Source organism: Paenibacillus sp. S-38 (genome assembly GCF_049942825.1).
Lineage (GTDB): Bacteria > Bacillota > Bacilli > Paenibacillales > NBRC-103111 > Paenibacillus_G.
Genome location: NZ_CP187970.1, coordinates 2,298,520 through 2,320,548 on the forward strand (window position 1 = coordinate 2,298,520; position 22,029 = coordinate 2,320,548).

The window sequence follows — 22,029 nt, forward strand, 5'->3', positions numbered from 1 at the left end:
GACTCCGCCCTATTGGGTTACAGGCTATGATGAATCTTGTCATAGCCTTTTTTTATTTATAGATTTCAGTTCAGAATTTGCGGGGTTGGCGCGATTCGAACGAAAAATGCGGAGAATGGGGGCACAGAAAAGTGATAACATCAGTAATGCAAACGTGTTCAATGGAAGGAGGTCATCGTTAAGGCAGAGTGGCTGCGGGAAGAAGGAAGGGGTTCTTGAAATACTAGAATTTATATCTCGCCAGAGCTCGATCCCGTAATCTTGTATTTCTTATAAACGCGCATCGTCCTTTAAAGGACGGCGAAGTCGTTTATCTTGGTTTAATATGCTCAGGAGGATGAGATGAATATGAAGATGAATGCAGTCTGGAAAACGATTCTGGGATCGGTGGTGCTCGGCACCAGCGTGTACTCTCCGGGGCCTATACAGCTGTCAGAGCGTACCGCTATGGCGGCAGCCGCCGTCTTTACGCCGCCGGCCGGCAACCGGGTCGATTATAACTTCAATCTCGATTGGAAGTTCATCCGGCAGGACGTGACGGGTGCGGAAGCTGCGGGGTTGGATGATTCCGCATGGGAGACCGTATCGCTGCCGCACACGTTCAACGACGTAGATTCGTTCGATGAGTATATCACCTCCGGGGGCGAACCGAATGCGTACCGGGGGATCGTCTGGTACCGGAAGCATCTCAAGCTCGATGCCGGGATGGCGGGCCGCAAGGTCTTCATCGAATTCGAAGGGGTGCGGCAGGCTGCGGAGGTGTTCGTGAACGGTACATCCGTCGGCCTATACGAGAATGGCGTTACGCCGTTCGGCTTTGATATTACCGACTATGTGACCTTCGGCCCGGGGGATAATGTAATCGCTGTCAAAGCAGATAACAGCAACGGGTATGTCGAAAAATCCAGCGGCTCCACCTTCCAGTGGGGAAGCAAAGACTTTAATCCGAACTTCGGCGGTCTCACCCGGGATGTGAGGCTTCATGTGATGGACAGGGCGTATATGACGCTCCCGTTATACGAGGGGCTGAAGACCACTGGCACCTACATTTATCCTTCCAACATCTCGACGGCCAACCGGACCGCTGATTTGAACGTGGAGTCCCAGGTCAAGAACGAATACGCGGGAAGCAAAACCTTGTCGCTCGATGCGGTAGTCGTCGACCGGGACGGCCATGCTGTGGGGACGATCTCATCGGCGCCTGTCGAGATCCCGCAGGGGGGAGAGCATACGTTCAAACTCACGGGGGCATTGTCGGGGCTGCATCTGTGGCAGCCGGATTATCCGTATCTCTACACGGTCTACTGCATTCTGAAGGAAGGCTCGACCGTTCTCGACGTGTACCCGATTCAAACCGGCTTCCGCAAGGTCGATTTTCGCGGCGGAGCCGCTACCGGCGGTGTGTACATCAACAACAAGCTTGTCTTCCTGAACGGATACGCGCAGCGTTCCTCCAATGAGTGGGCGGCACTCGGTGTCGTCCCGGACTGGATGCACGATTATGACGGCAGGCTCATGAAGGAGAGCAACGCCAATATGGTGCGCTGGATGCACGTTGCCGCCCAGCCGGCCGACATCCGGACAGCGGACAAGTATGGCATCGTTGCCGTTCAGCCTGCCGGGGACAAGGAGGGTGACGCTTCGGGCCGCCAGTGGGAGCAGCGTGTGGAAGTCATGCGCAAAACTATGATTTATTTCCGCAACAACCCGAGCATCCTGTTCTGGGAAGCGGGCAACAACTATATCTCCGCCGCTCACATGAAAGAAATGAATGACCTGAAGCAGCAGCTCGATCCCAATGGCATGCGTGCGGTCGGCAGCCGTGCCCTGAGTGACGATCCTTCCTATGGGGGAAAAGAGGCTGTCGATCATGCGGAGTATGTCGGCACGATGCTCAACCGGCATTATTCCGATTATGCGCGAGACCGGGTACCGCTGATTGAGAGCGAGTATACCCGGGACGAAGCACCGCGCAGAGTATGGGACGATGATTCGCCGCCGGACTTCGATTACAAGCGCGATCCTTCCGCGACGTACGACTGGACTTCGGAGCAGTTCGCTTCGACGGTTGCGGCGAATTCCCGCAATGAATTATGGGGCCAGCGGATCCAGGGGCCGGGCAACAGCCGCTATTCCGGCGCGGCGGCACTGATCTGGTCCGACTCCAATCAGCACGGGCGCAATTACCTTACGGAGAACAGCCGGGTCAGCGGCCGTGTGGACGCGGTCCGGATTCCGAAGCAGTCCTACTATTCCTACCGCGTGATGCAGAGCAGCACACCGGATATCCATCTCATTGGGCACTGGAGCTATCCGGCAGGCACTGTCAAAACGATGTATGTGATGGCCGCCCACGTCGCGAAGGTGGAGCTATTCGTCAATGGCGTATCCAAAGGGGTCAGCACGACACCAACCAGCGACTTCCTGTATGAGTTTCCGAATATCGCCTGGGAGGCCGGTACGATCCGGGCTGTGGGGTACGATGCGAATAACGGGGTCGTGACCCAGACCGAGCTCGAAACCGCCGGCGCTCCGGCTGCGATCAAGCTGACGGCCCAGACAGGCCCCCGCGGGCTGGAAGCCGATGGTACCGATGTGGCGATGATCGATGTAGAGGTCGTGGATGCCGAGGGCCGGCGGGTGCCAACCGACCAGGCGCGAATCGATTTCGCCGTTACAGGTCCCGCTGAGTTCGAAGGCGGCTGGAACAGCGGCAAGCTAAACAGCGTGCATCAATCATATGTAGATACCGAAGCAGGGATCAACCGGGTGTTCGTCCGCTCCACCCGTACCCCGGGCGCGATTACCCTTACCGCCACGCGCGACGGTCTGGCGGCTGGTACGGTGACCGTGGAATCCCGCGCCGTCGACGCCGTAGACGGTCTGACCACCGTGATGCCGGCTGGGGATCAGCCTGCGCTTCCAGTCTCGGTACCGGATTACGGTCCGGACGGGACACCGGGCGTGAATGTGGCGCTCGAGAAACCGGCGGCCGCCGACAGCACGCAGCCGGGCAGCAGCCCTGCCTATGCAACGGATGAGAGTGCGGAGACCGGATGGACTGCCGCAGACGGGAACCCGGGACATTATTGGCAGGTGGACTTGGAGAGTGCGCAGCCTATCGGCGGTGCCGAAATCCAGTGGGCTAAGAATGACTCGGCGTACCAGTATAAGATTGAAGTGTCAACGGACAACACGAATTGGACCCAGGTCGTCGACAGAACGAACAACGGCAGCACGGCGCAGACCCATACCCACTACTTCACCGCGGTAGCCCGGTATGTCCGGATTACGGCGACCGGCGGGGGCCTGGCCGGCATCCATGATGTGCGGATATTCAAGAACGAAGCGGCCGGGCAGGACTGGAATATCACGAATTATGCCCTGGATAAGCCGGTAACAGCAAGCAGCGAGGAAAGCTCCAACCCGGCGGCACGCGCGGTAGACGGCTCAACGAATTCCAGGTGGTCGGCCCTTACCGGCACGGCAGGGCAGTGGCTTCAGGTGGATCTCGGGGAGAACCGCCCGATCATCGGAACGGAAGTGCTGTGGTACCGGACGGACCGGGCTTACCAGTACAAGATTGAAGTGTCCACGGACAGCCAGAATTGGACGACGGCCGTGGATGGCACCGACAATCTGACTCCGGAGCAAAAGCAAAGCGACAGCTTTACGACGGAAGCGCGCTACGTCCGCGTGACCGTAACCGGCGGGTCCTGGGCTTCCATCCGGGAGCTGTCCGTCCTCGGACACCTGGTCCAGGAGACGGACACCGAGGCGCCCGAATGGCCGGCAGGCAGCAAGATCACCGCATCCGATGTAACGGAAACGGGCGCCCGGCTGAGCTGGACGCAAGCGGCGGATCATCAGGGCGTCGTCAGCTACAATGTATATGGCGATGGCCATCCAAACGTCTCGGTAACGGACAGCGTGTATGAGCTGACGGGCTTAAAGCCGGGAACCTCCTACACCTTCAAAGTAGAGGCGGTGGATGCCGCCGGCAATACAAGCGGGAATGGCCCGTCGGTCACGTTCACTACCCTGCCGGATTCCACGATCCCTCCGGTGACCACGGCAGCGGTCCATCCGGACCTCCCGAGCGGCCTGAACGGCTGGTACCGGGATCCGGTCACGATCACCCTTACCGCAGCATCCGGAACCGGTGAGGCGCAGACCCGGTACAGCCTGGACGGAGGAGCGTCATGGCAGACCTATACCGCACCGATCACCCTCAGTAAGGATGGCCGGTACCCGGCGCAGTACTATTCCGTGAATCAGGCAGGCACGGAGGAGGCGGTTCAATCGCTGAATCCCATTCGGATCGATCGCACGGCCCCTGTCATTGGGATCACGTCTCCAGCCGGAGGGACGATGCTGGATGATCAAACCGCAGCGGTCAACTATACGGTATCCGACCCGGTATAGGGTGTCGCGGCTTCTTCGGCGGCCGCAGCGCTGGACGGGCAGCCTGTTGCGAAGGGAGCCGCCCTTGAGCTCTATCGACTGCCGCTCGGCCAGCATGTGCTGACGGTGACCGCAGCGGATCAGGCAGGAAACACAGCCAAGGGAAGTGTCACCTTCACAACAACGACCAGTATCGCTTCGCTGGAGAAGCTCGTTCAGCTCTTCCAAAGCAAAGGTATGATCAAGGATGAGGGAGTAGCGAACAGCCTTCTCCGGAAAGTAAGGAACGGTGAGCTGATGAAATTCATCGAGGAAGTGTCCTCGCAAGCCGGGAAGCATATCACCAAAGAAGCTGCAGCGATTCTTATCCGGGATGCCAAGTACCTCTTGAAATAAATGGATTCTAGCATATCATGATTAACGAAACCGCCAGGCTGTCCAAGCCGGCGGTTTCTTTTGCCTGTCCTCACGTGCGCTGCGGCAGAAGCCGATAGGCCGGTTTTCCGGAGGATCAACGGATGACAACGAGTGCAGCTAATGACAATCCCCCGGTTGATCGCGGCCCAGGAAGCCCTCAGGCGGCGATCTGAACAAGCAGGGACTATCGACGGCAGTCCGGTCTCTTCCGTATGATACAGCTACAGCTTCACAGTTCATGGAGAAGGAAAGGAAGGACACGCATGCAGACAGGAATGAAAGCGCAGGCTTATCCGGCAGCGAAGCAGTCAACTCCGATCGGCAGATTCATGCGGAACCGGTGGCTCTATTTCATGGTATTCCCGGGTTTATTGTATTTTCTCGTGTTTAAATACTGGCCCATGTACGGCATCTTCATCGCATTCAAAGACTATCAGCCGTTTCTCGGCTTCTGGGACAGTCCGTTTGTCGGCCTCAAGCATTTCGAACGGTTTTTCGGCGATTCGAATTTTCTCGTTCTCTTTCGGAATACGCTGATTCTGGCCACTTACAATATTCTGTTTTTCTTTCCGCTGCCGATCGTGATCGCGCTCATGCTCAATGAGCTGAGACAGGAATTCATTAAGCGGACGGTGCAGACGCTGGTCTATATTCCCCACTTTATGTCGTGGGTCGTTGTCGTCGGGATCGCTTATATCTTCCTAACGACGGAAGGCGGCATTGTGAACGAGCTGCTGGTGCGATACGGAGGAGAGAAGATCAACTTCCTGGTGAGCAACGAGTGGTTCCGGACGATCGTCACAGCCGAGGTCATCTGGAAGGAAACGGGCTGGGGCACGATCATCTTCCTCGCGGCACTGGCCGGCGTCGACCCGCAGCTCTATGAAGCGGCACGCATGGACGGCGCGAACCGGCTCCGCCAGCTGTGGCATATCACCCTGCCGGCCATCCGCAGCACGATAATCATTCTGCTCATCCTGCGGCTGGGCCATTTTCTCGATACGGGCTTCGAGCAGATCTTCCTGATGCTCAACGCCATGAACCGCGAAGTCGGTGAAGTATTCGATACGTACGTCTACTCGGTCGGCATCAGCCAGGGGCAGTACAGCTTCAGCACGGCCGTCGGCCTGTTCAAGTCGGTGATCGGTCTGATTCTCGTCGTCGTTTCGAACCATCTGGCCAAGAAGTTCGGAGAAGAAGGAATCTACTAGAAAAGGAGGAGAACCGTTATGCCCATCAAGCCCAGCTGGGGAAGCCGAGTATTCGACAGCCTGAACGTGACGCTGCTGCTTGCCTTTGCCTTGATTACCGTTATTCCCTTCGTTTATGTCATCGCCGGTTCGTTCGCTACGCAGAAGGAACTGCTGCAGCGCGGGTTCATCTTATTTCCGACGGAGTATACGCTGGATGCGTACAAGTACATTTTCTCCACCCCGACCCTGATCCGAAGCCTGCTGGTCACCGTGTGCATCACGGTGGCGGGGACGCTGATCAACATCTTCTTCACGTGCATGATGGCGTATCCGCTGGCCCGCAAGGACATGGATTTCCGCAAGCCCATCCTGATGCTGGTCGTGTTCACGATGCTGTTCGGCGGAGGAATGATTCCGACGTTTTTGGTGGTGAAGCAGCTGGGGATGATTAATAGCTACTGGTCCCTGCTCATCCCGGGAGCCATCAGCGCCTTCAACCTGATCATCATGCGGAACTTTTTTCAGCAGCTGCCGGACGGCCTGGAGGAATCCGCCAAGATCGACGGCTGCAACGACCTCGGCATCTTTTTCCGGATCGTGCTTCCGCTGTCCCTGCCGGCGATCGCCACGTTCTCGTTATTTTACGCGGTAGGCCACTGGAATACATTCTTCAATGCCGTACTGTATATCAATGATCATACCAAATGGCCGATTCAGGTGCTTCTGAGGCAGATTGTCATCCTGGCCTCGGGCGGGGTAGGGGACTCCAGCGCGATGGAATCAGATTTTGTCGCTCCGCCGGAGCAGTCGGTGAAGATGGCGGTCATCGTGGTATCTACCCTGCCGATCCTGCTCGTCTACCCGTTTTTGCAGAAACATTTTGCCAAGGGCGTCCTGCTGGGCTCGGTCAAAGGTTGAAGATATAATAGGCTCATAGATAAAGGGAGGATCTTCGAATGAACAGAAGGCACAGAAAGACACTCGGCAAAGCCGGAGCGCTGCTCACCACGGCGGCACTCGTGATGACCGCCTGCGGAGGGAATGAGGGAGACGCTGTTCAGGGCACCGGGGATGGAGGCGCGAATCAAGGTCCGCTTCCCCTGACGATGATGCTGCCAACGTACAGTCCGGAGCAGATGCCGGCGGACAGCCCGGTGCTGAAGCAGCTCGAGGAGAAGACGAATACGAAGCTGACGGTGTCCTGGGTGCCATCTTCGTCCTATACGGATAAATTAAGCGCCACGGTGGCCTCCGGTGAACTGCCGAAGACGTTCGTCGCGCTGGAGCCCAAGGCTTCCTTCATCGTCAACGCGGCCCGGAGCGGCATGTTCTGGGAGGTCGGACCCCATCTCAAGAGCTATCCGAACCTCTCCAAAATGTCGGACCTCGTCCTGAAGAACATCTCGATCGACGGCAAAGTGTACGGGGTGTACCGCGAGCGGGATCTCGCCCGCTTCGGGCTCATGATCCGTCAGGACTGGCTGACGAACCTGGGGCTCCAGCCGCCCAAGACTGTAGATGAGCTCTATTCCGTTCTGAAAGCCTTCGCGACAGGAGATCCGGACAAGAACGGCAAGCAGGATACGCTCGGACTCGCCGTGGGCATGCAGGGCAATAACATCGCCGGCTTCAAGGACATTCTGGTCTATATGGGCGGTCCCAATGAGTGGGAGCTGCAGGACGGCAAGCTGGTTCCGGCTCATATGACGGATGCTTACCTGAGTGCCATGAAGTTCTACAAGAAGCTGTATGACGAGAAGCTCATCAATCAGGATTTCGCCATCGTGCAGGACGGCCGGGCTGTCATGAATAAAGGTCAAGCAGGGCTGTGGATCGACAATATGCTGGACGGCAAAAATATCGAGGAGAACATCAAGAAGGTGCATCCGGACGCCAATATCAACTTGATTAACCGCATATCCGGTCCGAAGGGCGAGCGAACGCGTGCCGGCTCCGGCTATCTCGGGATGTACATGATCCCGAAGACCAGTGTCAAGACGGAGGCCGAGCTGAAGCAGATTCTGGCGTACTTAGATAAGGTGTCGGAGAAGGAGAACCAGAATCTGATGAAATACGGGATGGAAGGCAGGCAGTTTACGCTGGAGAACGGCACCTACAAGCCGACTCAGGATGCGAAGGCCAAGGCGGAAGTCACGGACGGCAACCAGTTCATGATCCTGCAGAATGAAGTGGTGAGCTATGGCACCGAGCTCGAGAAGCTCAGCACGAAGCTGTTCCAGGACAACGCTTCGATAGCTTTGGCCAACCCGGCCGCACCGTTCATCTCCAATACCGAGATCGAGAAGGGCAAGGAGCTCTCCAAGATCATCGCGGACGCCACTGTGAAATTCATCATGGGTGCGGTGGATGAGGCCGGCTGGAAGCAGGCGGTTGACAAATGGCTGCAGAGCGGCGGAAGCAAGGTGATCGAGGAAATGAATGCCGAATACGCCAAGACAGCGAAATAACAGGCGTCCTTCCCTTAGGGGGGACTGTTAGGATCGAAGTGGGTCTAGGGCTTTGCAGGCGGAGCGGCTCCCCCCTAAGGTAAACGTTGGTAATTCCAAAACGGTTTACATGAGGGGGGATTTTCTGATCATTATCATGTAAACTTAAATCACTATCAGGAAAAACCGACTTGGGAGGCCTTATGCGATTTCGATCCCCGTCTTTTTTAGGGAAGCTGATGTTATTCTCACTCTTGATCGGTACGATCCCGGTCATCCTGCTCGGCACCTTCGCCTATTATAATTCGTCCCGCACCGTTCAGGAGAAGGTGAACGAGGGCAATGAGCAGCTGCTGCAGCAAATGCAGATGCGGGTGGAGCAGACGCTCCGGACCGTCGACAACTCCGCGACGCAGCTGCTGCAATCCCCCGTCGTTACCGGGGCCTTCGACCGCGATATCCGCAGTCAGGATTTCGAGATGGTCCATGAGCTGTACAAAGGCATATCGCTGATTCAAACTTACGAGCTGGGCATCAAGGATGTGTTCCTGTACAGCCTCAGCAAGCAGTGGATGGTTACGAGCACGGGGGTGAACGAATACAGCTCCCCGGCATTCAGACCGCAGCTGGAAGCGTTCTCCCGGGAAGAAGCCGGTTCCTTCTGGACAAGCGGGCCGGATGATCTGCCAGGGGCCTTCCAGTCCATCTATTTTGTGAAGAAGTATCCCTTCAACGCTGCGAATCCGAGAGGGATCATCTGCGTCGTGCTGTCGTCCGATATGATCAAGGAGCTTGATGCGTTCCGCAGCAGCGAGTTCGGCAGCACGCTGATTCTGGACCGCGAGCTTCGTGTCATTGATCATCGGGACCGCAGCCAGCTGGGTGTCCGGTTATCCGACCAGCCCTACTTGCAGCCTCTGCTCGAGACGGAGCATGCTTCCGGGCAGTATGCCGCTGAGCTGGACGGTGAGGCCGTCACGGTCACTTACCGGAAGTCCTCCTACAACGGCTGGAGCTATGTGTCCGTTGCCTCCAACGCGCAGGTCAACGAACAGAACCGGATCATCGGCTGGATCACCATTGCTGTGTGTATGTTCATCCTGCTGGTCACGCTAGTGCTTGCCTGGTTCGGGTCGAAGAGGATGTACAGTCCGATTCGGTCCATCTATACCGCGCTCACCCGCGTTCCGGCCTCGTCGGAGGAGGGAAAGGAGACCGGTGAGCTTCAAGTGATCGGGGAACGCGTCGATTATTTGATCCGCAATCATTCCGTGCTTATGAATGAGCTCAAGGGCCAGCAGATCCAGCTCCGGGAATTTTTCGTGCATAAGCTGTTCGGCGGCACCATCCATCCGGCCAATTTTGAGGAGAAATTGGGCTTGTATGGTGTGGAGCAGCCCTGGCCATCGATGTGCGTGATCGCGATTCAGATCGATTCCCTCGAGGAGACCCGGTACGAGGAAGCCAACCGGGATCTGCTCCTGTTTGCGGTCAGCAATATCGTCGGTGAGCTCGTGGTCGCGGAGCAAAGGCTGGTGCCGGTCGTCTTGTCGGATGTTCAGGTGACCTTGATCGGTTCATCGTCGAAGGAAGGCGCGGACTTCAAGGAGATGACCTTCGCCCTGGCCGATGAGATCCAGAAGGCCATAGCCCAATACCTGGAGATCAGGGTGAGCATCGGCATCAGCCGCTGCTTCGGCTCCTTCGCGGATACCCGGCAGGCCCTCCATGAAGCGATGACCTCGCTTAAGTACAGTGTGGGACTCGGGCAGGAGTCGATTCTGTTCATCGAAGATGTGCAGCCGCAGAAGAGCACGCTGTCCAAGTTCCCGCATGACAGGGAACAGGCCATATTCGATGCGATCCGGGCAGGGAATGCGGAACAGTCGGAGCTCGCCTTGAAAGCGTTTATCGCAGAACTGTTCCAGCCCCTTACGCAGCGTCAGGACTATCAGTTATCGTTGCTGCGGCTTCTGGTCGACCTGCTCAAGTTCGGGCAGGAACTGTCCATACCCGTGGACCGGTTGACCGAGGACGAAGCCTCTCTGATTCAGTCTCTGTTTCATCTTCGGAACGTGAAGGAAATCGAGCGCTGGTTCGAGTCGATGTTCGTACAGCCTTATGTTCAAGAGCTAGGCAGCCGCCGCGAATCCCAGTTCAAGATGATCTCGGAAGCGGTCATTGATATGATCCGCCGGGAGTTCGATTCGGAGCTGACGCTGGAGAAGTGCGCTTCCCGCATCAGCTATCACCCGCACTATGTCAGCAGGGTATTCCGCCAGGAGACCGGCATCAACTTTGGCGAGTATTTGGCGCAGTACCGGATGGACATGGCCAAGAAATGGCTGAGGGAGTCCGATCTGAAGATAGTGGAAATCGCCGACCGACTGCAGTATAACAACTCCGCCAATTTTATCCGATCTTTCCGCAAAATCAACGGAATGACGCCGGGGCAGTACCGGGAAGGGGGAAGGGGGAACTAAACAGCCGGCCAGCTGCCGATTTTCGGTCGGTGACTGGTTTTTGTTTGTATGCGGGGCTCCAGTTTTAGCAATATATGCGGGGTTTGTATCCTTTTTGCATGGATTAGCGGAGTAATTCGATCCAATATCATGTTAATCTAAGGGGGTACTGAGGTTAGAGAGGGGCGCAAAGATGGAAGCCCGATTGATGGAAACACAGGTTATAGAGGATCTGACTCCGCTTCATCTCATCTCTCCCCCGGCTTCGCAGACCGATTCAAGCATCGCTCTCTTATGGGATAAGCCTCCGCATTCATCGGAAATCGCATGCTACCGCGTGTATGTGAACGGGAAGCTCCACGGCCTCAGCCGCCGGACCGATTACACGATGAACGGGCTGGAAGCTTCGCAGACTTATGAAGCGTATGTATGTGCTGTACTCCATAGCGGGGAAGTCTCCCAGCCGAGCGACACGATAAAGGTTTCGACCAGACCGCAGGCAGACCGGTTTGATATTACCGGGTTTGGCGCGGTGGCTGACGGGCAAATGATCAACACCGAAGCGATCCAGGCGGCTATTGATGCCTGCACGTTTGGCGGCAAAGTGGTTGTTCCCAAGGGAACGTTCGTGACAGGGGCGATCTTCCTGAAAAGCCATATGACGCTGCATATCGAACAAGGCGGTGTCCTGCTTGGCAGTGATCATCCGGACGATTATCCGATCATGCAGTACCGGTGGGAGGGCAGGGAGCAGTTTTGCTATGCAAGCCTGATCAACACCCAAGATCCGGCCGAAGGCAGGCTTAAGGAGATTACGATTGAAGGCGAAGGGAAAATCGACGCCAACGGTACGGCGCTGTTCCACAAAGAGATGGCCGAAAAGAAGGGGTTCCGGGGCAGAGCCGTCTGCCTCAGAAACGTGGACGGGGTCTATCTGAAGGACATTACGGTCCGGCAATCTCCGGCCTGGTGTGTCCATCTGATTTACTGCAACGGGGTCAGTGTCAATCATGTGGAGATCCATACCAAGAAGGATGAGCAGGGCCGCAGATACGAGCATATTTTTAACGGGGACGGGCTTAACCCGGATTCTACGAGCGACGTGTATATTTTCAACTCCATGATCGCCAGTCAGGACGATTGCATCGCCATCAAATCCGGCTACAATGAAGAGGGCAGAAGGGTGGGAATCCCTTCGCAGAACATTCGGATCACGGGCTGCACCTTCAAAAGCGGCTTCGGGATTGCGACCGGAAGTGAAATGGCCGGCGGCGTGCGCAATGTCCGGATCAGCGACTGTCGGTTTGAAGACGTGTACAGCATAGCCACGATCAAAGCTCCGAGAGGCCGGGGCGCCGTGATCGAGAATGTAACGGTCGAGGACTGCACCCTAACCAACTACAGCCTCGAACACGAGGACTGCCGATGGTTCAGGGGCGCCATCAACATCGATCAATACTACAGCCACGCTGCTTTCGATGCCGACAAGATCGAAGAGGTCGACGAGGGAACATCGGTGATCCGGAATATTCATTTGAAGAATATCGTACTGGATACGCATGCGGGGAGTGCGGTATTCATGGCGGGTCTGCCGGAAAGCCCCCTGCAGAACATCACCCTGGAGAATGTCAACGCACTTGGGAAGTATGGACTGAAGGCGTACAATATCAAGGGCCTGGTGATGAAGAACGTCACGGTGACTTCACGGGAAGACCAGGATGTTCAGTTCCACAATGCGGAGTATACCGAAGTATGAACAGGAGCGCCTGCCTGCGGGCGCTTTTTTTGTTGTTTGAAGTCCCCCGGACGGCGGTGCCGGGGAATTCGCTTGCTTAGGGCTTCAGCTTCCGGTAAGCCCGGGGAGACAGGCCTGACAGTTTCTTGAACATCTTGCCGAAGTGGGAGAAGTTCTCGAAGCCGCAGTGCTCCGATACCCGGGTAATGCTCCAGTCCGTTTCCCTGAGCAGGCGCTCGGCCTCCTTGATCCGGGTAAGGTTGAGGTACTCGGTAAATCCGAAGCCGGTGACTTCCTTGAACACACGGCTGAGGTGGCTCTTGCTGATAAAATACTGCCGGGCCAGCGTGTCCAGCTGCAGGGATTCCCCATAATGCAGGTTCATGTGGCGGACGATATCCCTCACCTTCCGCTGGACCGGTGAAAGCTCATCTGCAGGCGGGGACTCCTGCACCAGCGTGTGGCGCGCTGCGAACAGCAGGAGCTCGGCAGCCATGTGCCGGATATGCAGCGTATAGCCCGGCGGCTGTTCGTCCAGTTCGGTCAGCAGGGATACCAGCAGCGCTTCCGCCTGCCTGCGTTCATGAAGGTTCAGCCTGACCACGGGATGCGGGCGGACGAAGGGGGACAGGAGCAGCTCTTTCTCCTCCTGCGGGTATCCGGTGAAGAAGGAAGGAGCAAAGTGGAGGACGATCCGTTCATGGTCAGGTTCGCTGCGCTCGGATGTTTTGTGCACGGCATGGGAGTCGATGAGCACCAGATCGCCGGGGTGGATTTGGTAGACGGAGTCCTTGATAAAAAAATTCCGTTCCCCGCGAAACAGGTAATACATTTCATACTGGATATGATAATGGTTGGTGTCCATCTCATAGGGACCGATTCTCCGGTCGAAGTCAATCCAGAGAGGGGCGTTCTTTGCGCCGAAGCGAAGCATACCGGGAAGGGACGAGACAGGCATGGAAGACTCCTTTCCCCCATCCAGGGGTGTCGTATCTCCATAGTAGCAAAATAAGCGGGGTTTGTGTAATGCTGCGCTTATTGGCGGGGAAACAGCTTCACTATTATGGTAGTCTAAAAGCGATGTCTAGGCACGAACCCATATACGGCAAGCTGCAGCCATCCGGTAATCGGGCCGATTCCCGTCCGGGTGGTTTTCATTATACTCGTGTGGGTCGGGCGCCGCCCAAAACCGCACCGTCCCTCCAGCGGACCGGAGGGAGGACCAATGCCGCTAAACCCAGTCGTATCAACGGTTTCGGAATTCTGTTAATGGACGGAAACGTGTCTATTGTGCCCCTCTTACGGTTCCTCGTATAGTGTGAATACCGGCCCGCTCCAAGGGGGCGGGGACAGGAGATTCACCGCTTACAACGGAACAGGGAGAAGGGATACACATGAACAGAAGTTCGGCACAGCAGCCGCTGTTGTCGCAGACCGTCTTGAAACGCCGGCGGGCCATGGGGTTCAGGAGAGACTACCAGCTTTATTTATTGATGATCCTGCCCATTGCGTATTTTATTGTATTTAAGTACGTTCCGATGTACGGGGCGGCGATCGCATTCCAGGATTACAGCATTTTCCAGGGGGTGTCCGGCAGCGAGTGGGTCGGGTTCGCTCACTTCCGGCAGCTCTTCGCCATGAGCCAGTTCTACCAAGTGGTGAGGAATACGCTGCTGCTCAACTTCCTGGATCTGTTCTTCTCGTTCCCCGCTCCGATCGTTCTGGCCCTGCTGCTTCATGAGCTGAGGGTGATCTGGTATAAGAAGCTGGCGCAGACGATCTTGTACCTGCCTCACTTTATTTCGTGGATCATTATCGGCGGTCTCGTGTATCAGATGTTCTCCACGAACGGGGGGCTCGTCAACAACCTGGTTACCGCTCTGGGATTTGAGGCTGTCCCTTTTCTGACCGACAAGAACGCCTGGCTGCTGGTGTACCTGGGAACGGGGATATGGCACAGCGCGGGCTGGGGAACCATCATTTATTTGGCGGCGTTAACCGGCATCAACAAGGAGCTCTACGAAGCAGCCGAGGTGGACGGAGCCGGCCGTCTGAAGAAAATGTGGCACATTACCCTGCCGGGCATCCGGTCGACGATTGTGGTGATGCTCATCATGCAGCTCGGTCATATTATGACGATCGGCTTCGAGCGGCCCTTCGTCATGGGCAATCCGCTCGTTATGGACTATGCGGAAGTCATCAGCACCTTCGTGTATAAGTCAGGTCTGCAGGCGGCGCAGTTTTCGCTGGCGACGGCAATGGGCCTGTTCCAGGCCTTGGTCGGACTCTTCTTCGTCGTATTGGCCAACACAATCGCCAAGCGCTTCGGAGAGCAAGGGATATGGTAGGAGGCAGCGTAATGAACACTGGAACAGTAAATGTAAAGAAAAAGCCGGGATTTCGGCTCGTGGATGCCGTGATTATGCTGATCGTCGGAGCGGTCATGCTCATTTGTCTCCTGCCCTTTCTGCATATCATTGCGATCTCGTTAAGCTCCAAGCATGCGGTGTTGTCGAATACGGTGACGATTTTCCCGAAGGAGCTTGATGTTCGGGCGTATGAGGTCGTCTTCCAGGATTCAAGAATGCTGTGGTCCATGGGGCTGACCATCGCTCTGACGGTATCGTACACGCTGATCAGTATGGTGATGAGCATCTGTGCGGCGTATCCGTTAACGAAGGAGAATCTGAAGGGGAGATCCGCCTTTATGATGCTCATCGTCTTCACGATGTTCTTCAGCGGCGGCTTGATTCCCGAATACTTGCTGGTGAAACAGCTCGGGCTGCTCGACAACCTCATGGCACTCATCGTGCCGGGAATGATCAGTGCATTCAACCTGATCATCCTGCGGACGTTCTTCACCTCGATCCCGGCGAGCCTGGAAGAATCGGCCTATCTGGACGGCAGCTCTCACATCGGCACATTGATCCGGATCGTTCTTCCGCTTTCCCTGCCGGTCCTCGCGACCCTGAGCCTCTTTTATGCGGTATCCCGGTGGAACGGGTTCACGGACGCGCTGTTCTACATCACCAATGCCGATTTGTACCCGATTCAGCTGAAGCTGTACCAGATCGTCATGAACAGTATGGTTACGGACGTGACGGCCCAGGAGGGGGCGGCCCAGGTCGATGTGGTGCCGGAAGGCATCAAGGCGGCCAGCATCATGTTCGCGACCGCACCGATCCTGATCGTATATCCGTGGCTTCAGCGGTATTTTGTCTCCGGGGTCATGATCGGTGCGGTCAAAGGATAATCAGATTATAGACGAAGGGGAGTTCGAACATGAAAGGTATGCATAGCAAATGGTTCGGTATGTCCACAGCGGCACTGATGCTGGCAGGTACGCTGTCGGCTTGTTCCAGCCCATCGGGTGACGCTTCATCCGGAGGCGCTGCCGGCAAAGACCCCATCACCCTGAAGGTAGAGGTGTTCGACCGGGGCAATGCGCCTGCGGGCGCGGGTTCGGTTACCGATAACTTCTGGACGCAGTGGATCCAGAAGAACTTCGGGGATCCGAACAACATCAAGCTGCAGTTTGTGCCGGTTCCGCGGAATCAAGAGGTCGATAAGCTCAACGTGCTGATGGCTACCGGTGATGCACCCGATCTGGTATTTACTTATGACCTCAATACGATTAATAATTATGTAAAAAGCGGCGGTCTGACCGAACTTGGCAAGCTCATCGACGACCATGGGCCGAATCTCAAGAAGTTCCTGGGTCCGGATGTGCTCTCCTATGGGATCTTCAGCGGCCAGCAGTATTCGATTCCGGCGAAGAGACCTTTGCAGTATACCCAGTCTACCTATATCCGTAAGGATTGGTTAGACAAGCTGGGGCTGGCGGTTCCGAAGACGACCGAACAATTTTACAGCGCCATGAAAGCGTTTAAGGAAAAGGACCCGGGGCAGACCGGCGGCAAAGTGATCCCCTACTCCTTCAGCGCCATGAACGGTACGACGATATCCACTCCGGGCGTGCTCATCAGCTCGTTCGTGAAGAAATTGTCCGAGGAAGATTTCTACGCCACGCCTGAATTCCTGAAGCCGGGTTACAAGGAAGGCGTCCGGTACTTGAACAAGATGAACCAGGAGGGGCTGATCAATCCCGACTTCGCGCTGGATAAAGACGGCAAAACCTTCGAGCGGGATGTCGCGAACGGGTATGTCGGCGCCTTCACGGCCCTGGCGGCTCACCAAACCTTGATGGGGCCCGGCAATGCATTCGACACGCTCAAGAAGAACGTTCCGGGTGCAGAGTATGTCGCGGTCGATCCGTTCACGAATGCAGAAGGTCAAACGCCGAAAGCCATTTACGACCCGGTTGGCATGCACATCCTGATTCCAAAATCGAGCAAGCATGCTGCGGCGGCCGTCCAGTATTTGGACTGGATGTCGAAGCCGGACGTTCTGTTCACGCTGCAGAACGGCATCGAGGGCCAGCATTATACGATGGAGAACGGCTTCCCGAAGGCGATTACGACGGATGAAGCGAAGAAGACCTTCTACAATAACAGTGATATAGCGATCGTCAGCAACGGCAAAGACTTCGGGTCCGAGGATAAAAATATCGAAGCCGCTTCCCTTGCGTACCCGGGCTATACGGAGCTGGCCAAGCAAACCATCAAGAATGCGCTGAAGGACGGGTATACGAATCCGCGCTTTGACCGTCCGATCGACTCCGAGATAAAGTACAGCAAAACGCTGGCGGACAAATCACAGGAGGCTGTCGTGAAGAGTATACTCGCCAAGCCGGAAGAGTTCGATGGAGTCTTTGATTCGAAAGCGGCGGAATATTTGAAGCTGGGCGGCCAAGCCGTCATGGACGAGAAGAGAGCCGCTTACAAGGAAATGAAGAAGTAAGAAACCGTTAGTACAGGCCCTCCTCTGCTGGAGGGCCTGTATGGACTAGGACAAAAGGGTGGGGAAGATGAAGATCAATAACAATTACATCAAGCGCATGCTGCTGTCCTACCTCCCCATTCTCTTTGTTACTGTCAGCATGCTGATTTTTATATTCATCTCCATCATCAATGAAATCAACGTGCGCAATGCCATTCAGGCGAATCAGCTCACGGCCGCCTTCGTCAAGAACATGGTGGACAGCACGCTGAAGGGCATCTCCTTCGACGCACAGAAGATGATCGAGACGAACGGAGAAGTGCAGCAGTATCTCGATGGTCCAACGGATCGGGCGCGGGAATTCGATATGTCCAATCTGATGAGCAGCCTCATGGTCCGGTACGGGCTCATCGATTCCATCTATCTGTACCGGGCCAAGGACGGCAGGGTGCTTGACCAAAGTGCGATCCGCCCCATCGAGCAGTTCCCGGACCGTGGCTATCTGCGCAGCTCGGAGGAGCGGGTGCTGACAGGCGTTTGGTCTTCGCCGCGCCTGAAGGAAAATGATGGGCAGACCGTCTCCGCTTCGGTGCCCGTCACCTCCCTGGGGCTCAAGATTCCGCGTGATTCCGGCAGTCTGGGCTACTTGGTCATCAATATCAAGGTGTCCTCGCTCGATTTGCTGATCAGCCAGATGATCGACCGGAAGGTGACGCAGGCGCAGCTGCTCGACGCCCAGGGACAGCCGTTTTTTGAGGGAAACGCCCCTGGATCGTCCAATCATAGTCTCAATGCGGAGACCGTTTCGGATTATACGGGCTGGACCTACCGGATGAGCATAAAAGGCGGCAGGCTGTTTGATCTTCTGTTCCATGGAAGTACGGTTTGGGTCACGCTGGCTCTCGCGGCCATTGCCTTTGCGATCGGCTCCACCTTCTATGTCACCCGCAGAAACTACAAGCCCATCGAAGCGATACTGCACCGGATTGACCGGTTCGCTTCGGTGGTGAAGCCGGCGGGCCCGAAGGAGGACAAGAATGAATTCGCCTTTATCGACGGGGCCATCGAACGGTTGATTACGAACAATATGGTGTTTCAAGAGAAGCAGCAGGAGAACCTGGTTATCCGCAGGCAGCAGTTTCTGCAGATGCTGTTGAAGGGCGAATTTGAGGACGACAGAGCGACCTGGGAGCAGGAATGGCAGCATTTTGGACTGGAGACAGGCCACTTTATGGTGGCTCTCATAGAACTCGACCATTATGTGCAGTTCGCCTTGAATTACACGCCGAATGATCAATCGCTGTTCAAATTCATCATCAGCAGCGTTGCCGTAGAGATTGCGGAGCAGAGCGGCCAGCGAATCGTGGCGGAGTGGATATCCAAAAATCAGCTTGTCCTTCTTCTCATTTCGCATGAGAGCGAGATGCTGGGGCATCACCTGCTGCAGCTTTCGGAGCAGGTCCGAAGCTGGGTGGAGAAGCATCTGGAGTTCACCGTGACGATCGGCATCGGTTCGGCGGCGCATCATGAATCGGCCATTGGCCGTTCGTTCGATGATGCGGCGGCAGCCGTAAGCTGCAAGGTGACGCTGGGCGTGAACCAGATTATCGATGCGGTCGAGATCAAAGGGAAGCCCGAAGGCGAATGGTTCGACTACCTCGAGAGGATCCGCACGATCGTGCGCAAGCTTCGGATGTCGGAGTCCGGGTGGTCCGCAGAGCTGCAGCGGCTGTTCCAGGAGATGACGGTCCGGCACCTCCGGAAGGATGACGTCGACCGGCTGCTTCACTATCTCGTGTTCCAGCTCGAATACGAGATGGAAGAAGCGCTGCCGGATGACGCCAAAGCCTGGCTTCAGGATGCCAAGCCGGAGCTGCACCTTGCCATCAAGCAATCGGACACCCTCCGGCAGCTGGAGTCCTGCTTTCTCATGACGCTGGAGCAGCTTGCCGATGGGGTCAGGGAGCTGGCACAGAACCGGCGCCACCATGCGCTGCTCAGTGAGATCCGCGATTACGTAGAGGAACACTATTGGGACCCGAACCTCTCTCTTACGATGCTGAGTGACCGGTTCCAGATCAATGCCAAGTATTTAAGCCAGCTGTTTAAGGAAAGCATCGGCCAGAACTTTCTTGATTTCTTGATGAGCTTAAGAATGGAACACGCCAAAAAACTGCTGTGTGAGTCGGAGGTTTCGGTGCAGGATATTTCGGAGAGGGTGGGGTATGTCAACACGACTTCGTTTATCCGAGCCTTTAAGAAAACCGCCGGCCTCTCTCCGGGACAATATCGTGAATCCCGCCACAAAGAGGAAGTACGCGGCTGAAGGAAAGACGAATAGGGGGATGACAAGTGGTTCAACGTACTGAAGAGCAGCTGCGGTTCAAAGGACAGGTGCGCATACAAATTCCAGACAGGCCGGCTTTGCCGGTCAGGCATGCCATCCGGATGCTGGTTAGAGACTTCGAAGCCGTATTAGGCGCGGCGCCTGAGCTGGTCACGGGGGACGAGGCGGCGGAGCTTTGCATCCGCCCTGCCGTGGCGGGGGACATGTGTCCGCAGCGTCCGGAGGCGTTCTGCTTTCGCTTCCCCTCCAGCGGAGGAGCACCGGGTATGACGATCACAGGCCATGATGAGCTGGGGCTCGTGTATGGCGTCCTGGAGTTCAGCAGGAGGTTCCTGGGGGTCCAGCCGTTCTGGTTCTGGGCGGACCAGACGATGGCCCGGCGCTCCGAAGTTGAAATTCCATGCGAGGATTATGACGCTCCCGCGCCGAAGGTCCGGTACCGCGGCTGGTTCGTCAACGACGAAGTGTGCCTGATCGGCTGGAAGGAGCCTTACCCGCCTTCGAGGGAGGTGTGGGAGCCCGTCTTCGAAGCGCTGCTGCGCTGCGGAGGCAACATGGTTATCTCGGGGACGGATCTGCCAAGGGACGGGATTCATTACAAGCTGGCCGCCGAGATGGGCCTGTGGGTGACGCATCACCATGCCGAGCCGCTGGGCGCAGAGATGTTCCTGCGCGCCTATCCGGGCAGAAAGGCCAGCTATCAGGAGGAGCCGGAGCTGTTCGAAGCCCTGTGGCAGGAAGCGATCGAAGAGCAGAAGGACATGAAGGTGCTGTGGGTGCTGTCGTTCCGCGGACAGGGGGATAAGCCGTTCTGGATTGAAGATCCTTCCTTCGACACTCCGGAGAAGCGCGGCGCGATGATCAGTAAGGTGATCCGGAAGCAGTATGACATGATCGGCGGCGCCGTGGAGAATCCGGTATACTGTGCCGCTTTATATGGCGAGATCGCCGAATTGTACAAAGGCGGCTACGTAACCCTGCCCGATGACGTGATCAAGATCTGGGCCGATAACGGGTACGGCAAGATGGTTTCCCGCAGACACAACAATCTGAATCTGCGCGTTCCGGCGCTTCCCGCAGGGGATGAAGGCGGCCGGCATGGGCTGTATTATCATGTGACGTTCCATGACCTCCAGGCTTCGAATCATCTGACGATGTTCCCCGGGTCTGCCGCCTTCCTGAAGGGGGAGATCGAGAAGGCATTCGCCGCCGGGGCGGACGAGTACCTGCTGCTCAACTGCGGCAACATCCGGCCCCATGTGTATCCGCTGGATGTGCTTCGCGTGCTGTGGAACGAAGGTACAATCGACGTGCACCGGCATTTGAGCGACTTCGTGGGCCGCTATTATTCGGCTCAACATGAGGAGCTGGCGGCATTGTATCAAAGCTATGCCGAGACGGCCCTTCCGTACGGACCGCATGCCGATGACCTGGCCGGAGACGAGTGCTACCACCACCCGGCGAGGCAGATCATCGGTCACTGGCTGCAGGGGAAGGGCGATGGGCCGGACCCGAGATTGTCCTGGGCTGTGGGCGACGTGCCTTTCCCTGAGCAGGTAATGGGATTCCAGGCGCGGCTGGAGAGCGGCATACCGAAGTGGAGAGCCTGGGTTGAGCGGTGCCGGGAGCTGCTGGTGAAGCTGGGGGTGGAGGATCAGCGCAGGGCCGCCGATCAGCTGCTGTTCCATGGAGCGCTGCACTTGTCCGGATGCGAAGGCTTCTACTGGCTGTGCCGCTCCTACCGGGAGTATCGCGAAGAGCGCTATCCCCAGGCGTTCGTCTATGCCTCCGAGTCGATGTGGTGCTATCAGCGGGGGCTTGAAATTCTTCGCGGCTCCGAGCATGGGAAGTGGGAACGCTTCTACCGGGCGGACTGGCTGACGAATATCGAGAGTACGGTGCAGAACGTGGACACGCTCCGGCGGTTTTTGCGCATGCACGGTGACAGCCCTGACTTCTTCTTGTGGTACAAGGAATATCTGATGCCGGAGACGGAGAAGTACATATATTTGGAGAACACGCACCGCAATCCGCTTTCCGATGATGAGTTGGCGGCAAGGCTGAAGGTCTATTTTCAAGAGCAAGGGATCATCGAGTAGGTCTGGTTGGCTGGCCGGCTAGATGGATGGATGGATGGATGGATGGATGGACAACACGTAACATCCATCCTCGTATAAAGAGGTTT

13 protein-coding genes are annotated in these 22,029 nt (G+C 56.5%); 12 read left to right on the plus strand and 1 reads right to left on the minus strand.

Features of this window, described 5'->3' with window-relative positions; genetic code table 11:
• Positions 1–348: 348 nt before the first annotated feature.
• From ACP26L_RS10840 to ACP26L_RS10870, 7 genes are all read left to right on the plus strand, one after another.
• Positions 349–4,425 carry a discoidin domain-containing protein gene (locus tag ACP26L_RS10840; RefSeq protein WP_426452534.1) on the plus strand — a complete coding sequence of 1,359 codons (4,077 nt, stop codon included), beginning with the start codon at positions 349–351 and terminating at the stop codon, positions 4,423–4,425.
• Between the two features lie 96 nt (positions 4,426–4,521).
• Positions 4,522–4,800: a hypothetical protein gene (locus ACP26L_RS10845; protein ID WP_426452535.1), complete on the plus strand. Its 279-nt coding sequence runs from the start codon at positions 4,522–4,524 to the stop codon at positions 4,798–4,800.
• A 296-nt stretch (positions 4,801–5,096) separates the two neighbouring features.
• Positions 5,097–6,032 (plus strand): ABC transporter permease, encoded by a 936-nt coding sequence (locus ACP26L_RS10850; RefSeq protein ID WP_426454897.1) that lies wholly within the window; start codon positions 5,097–5,099, stop codon positions 6,030–6,032.
• Positions 6,033–6,050: 18 nt separating this feature from the next.
• Positions 6,051–6,932, plus strand: a complete 882-nt coding sequence (locus tag ACP26L_RS10855; RefSeq protein ID WP_426452536.1) for a carbohydrate ABC transporter permease — start codon at positions 6,051–6,053, stop codon at positions 6,930–6,932.
• Positions 6,933–6,970: 38 nt separating this feature from the next.
• On the plus strand, positions 6,971–8,482 hold the full coding sequence (locus ACP26L_RS10860; protein WP_426452537.1) for an extracellular solute-binding protein: 1,512 nt from the start codon (positions 6,971–6,973) through the stop codon (positions 8,480–8,482).
• Positions 8,483–8,715: 233 nt separating this feature from the next.
• On the plus strand, positions 8,716–10,944 hold the full coding sequence (locus ACP26L_RS10865) for a helix-turn-helix domain-containing protein (protein ID WP_426452538.1): 2,229 nt from the start codon (positions 8,716–8,718) through the stop codon (positions 10,942–10,944).
• 172 nt (positions 10,945–11,116) lie between these two features.
• Complete coding sequence (locus ACP26L_RS10870; RefSeq protein ID WP_426452539.1) at positions 11,117–12,679, plus strand: glycosyl hydrolase family 28 protein; 1,563 nt, start codon at positions 11,117–11,119, stop codon at positions 12,677–12,679.
• Between the two features lie 76 nt (positions 12,680–12,755).
• On the opposite strand, the gene ACP26L_RS10875 is transcribed toward ACP26L_RS10870, so the two are convergent.
• Entirely contained in the window at positions 12,756–13,616 is an 861-nt protein-coding gene (locus ACP26L_RS10875; RefSeq protein ID WP_426452540.1) for a helix-turn-helix domain-containing protein, read from the minus strand.
• Positions 13,617–14,052: 436 nt separating this feature from the next.
• Here ACP26L_RS10875 and ACP26L_RS10880 point away from each other — a divergent pair, with 436 nt between their 5' ends.
• From ACP26L_RS10880 to ACP26L_RS10900, 5 genes are all read left to right on the plus strand, one after another.
• Entirely contained in the window at positions 14,053–15,006 is a 954-nt protein-coding gene (locus tag ACP26L_RS10880) for an ABC transporter permease (protein ID WP_426452541.1), read from the plus strand.
• 11 nt (positions 15,007–15,017) lie between these two features.
• Positions 15,018–15,911, plus strand: coding sequence for a carbohydrate ABC transporter permease (locus ACP26L_RS10885; protein ID WP_426452542.1), 894 nt, complete (start codon positions 15,018–15,020; stop codon positions 15,909–15,911).
• A 29-nt stretch (positions 15,912–15,940) separates the two neighbouring features.
• Positions 15,941–17,518 carry an extracellular solute-binding protein gene (locus ACP26L_RS10890; RefSeq protein ID WP_426452543.1) on the plus strand — a complete coding sequence of 526 codons (1,578 nt, stop codon included), beginning with the start codon at positions 15,941–15,943 and terminating at the stop codon, positions 17,516–17,518.
• Between the two features lie 67 nt (positions 17,519–17,585).
• Positions 17,586–19,823, plus strand: coding sequence for a helix-turn-helix domain-containing protein (locus ACP26L_RS10895; protein WP_426452544.1), 2,238 nt, complete (start codon positions 17,586–17,588; stop codon positions 19,821–19,823).
• 26 nt (positions 19,824–19,849) lie between these two features.
• Positions 19,850–21,943: a glycosyl hydrolase 115 family protein gene (locus ACP26L_RS10900; RefSeq protein WP_426452545.1), complete on the plus strand. Its 2,094-nt coding sequence runs from the start codon at positions 19,850–19,852 to the stop codon at positions 21,941–21,943.
• The last annotated feature ends 86 nt before the right edge of the window (positions 21,944–22,029 follow it).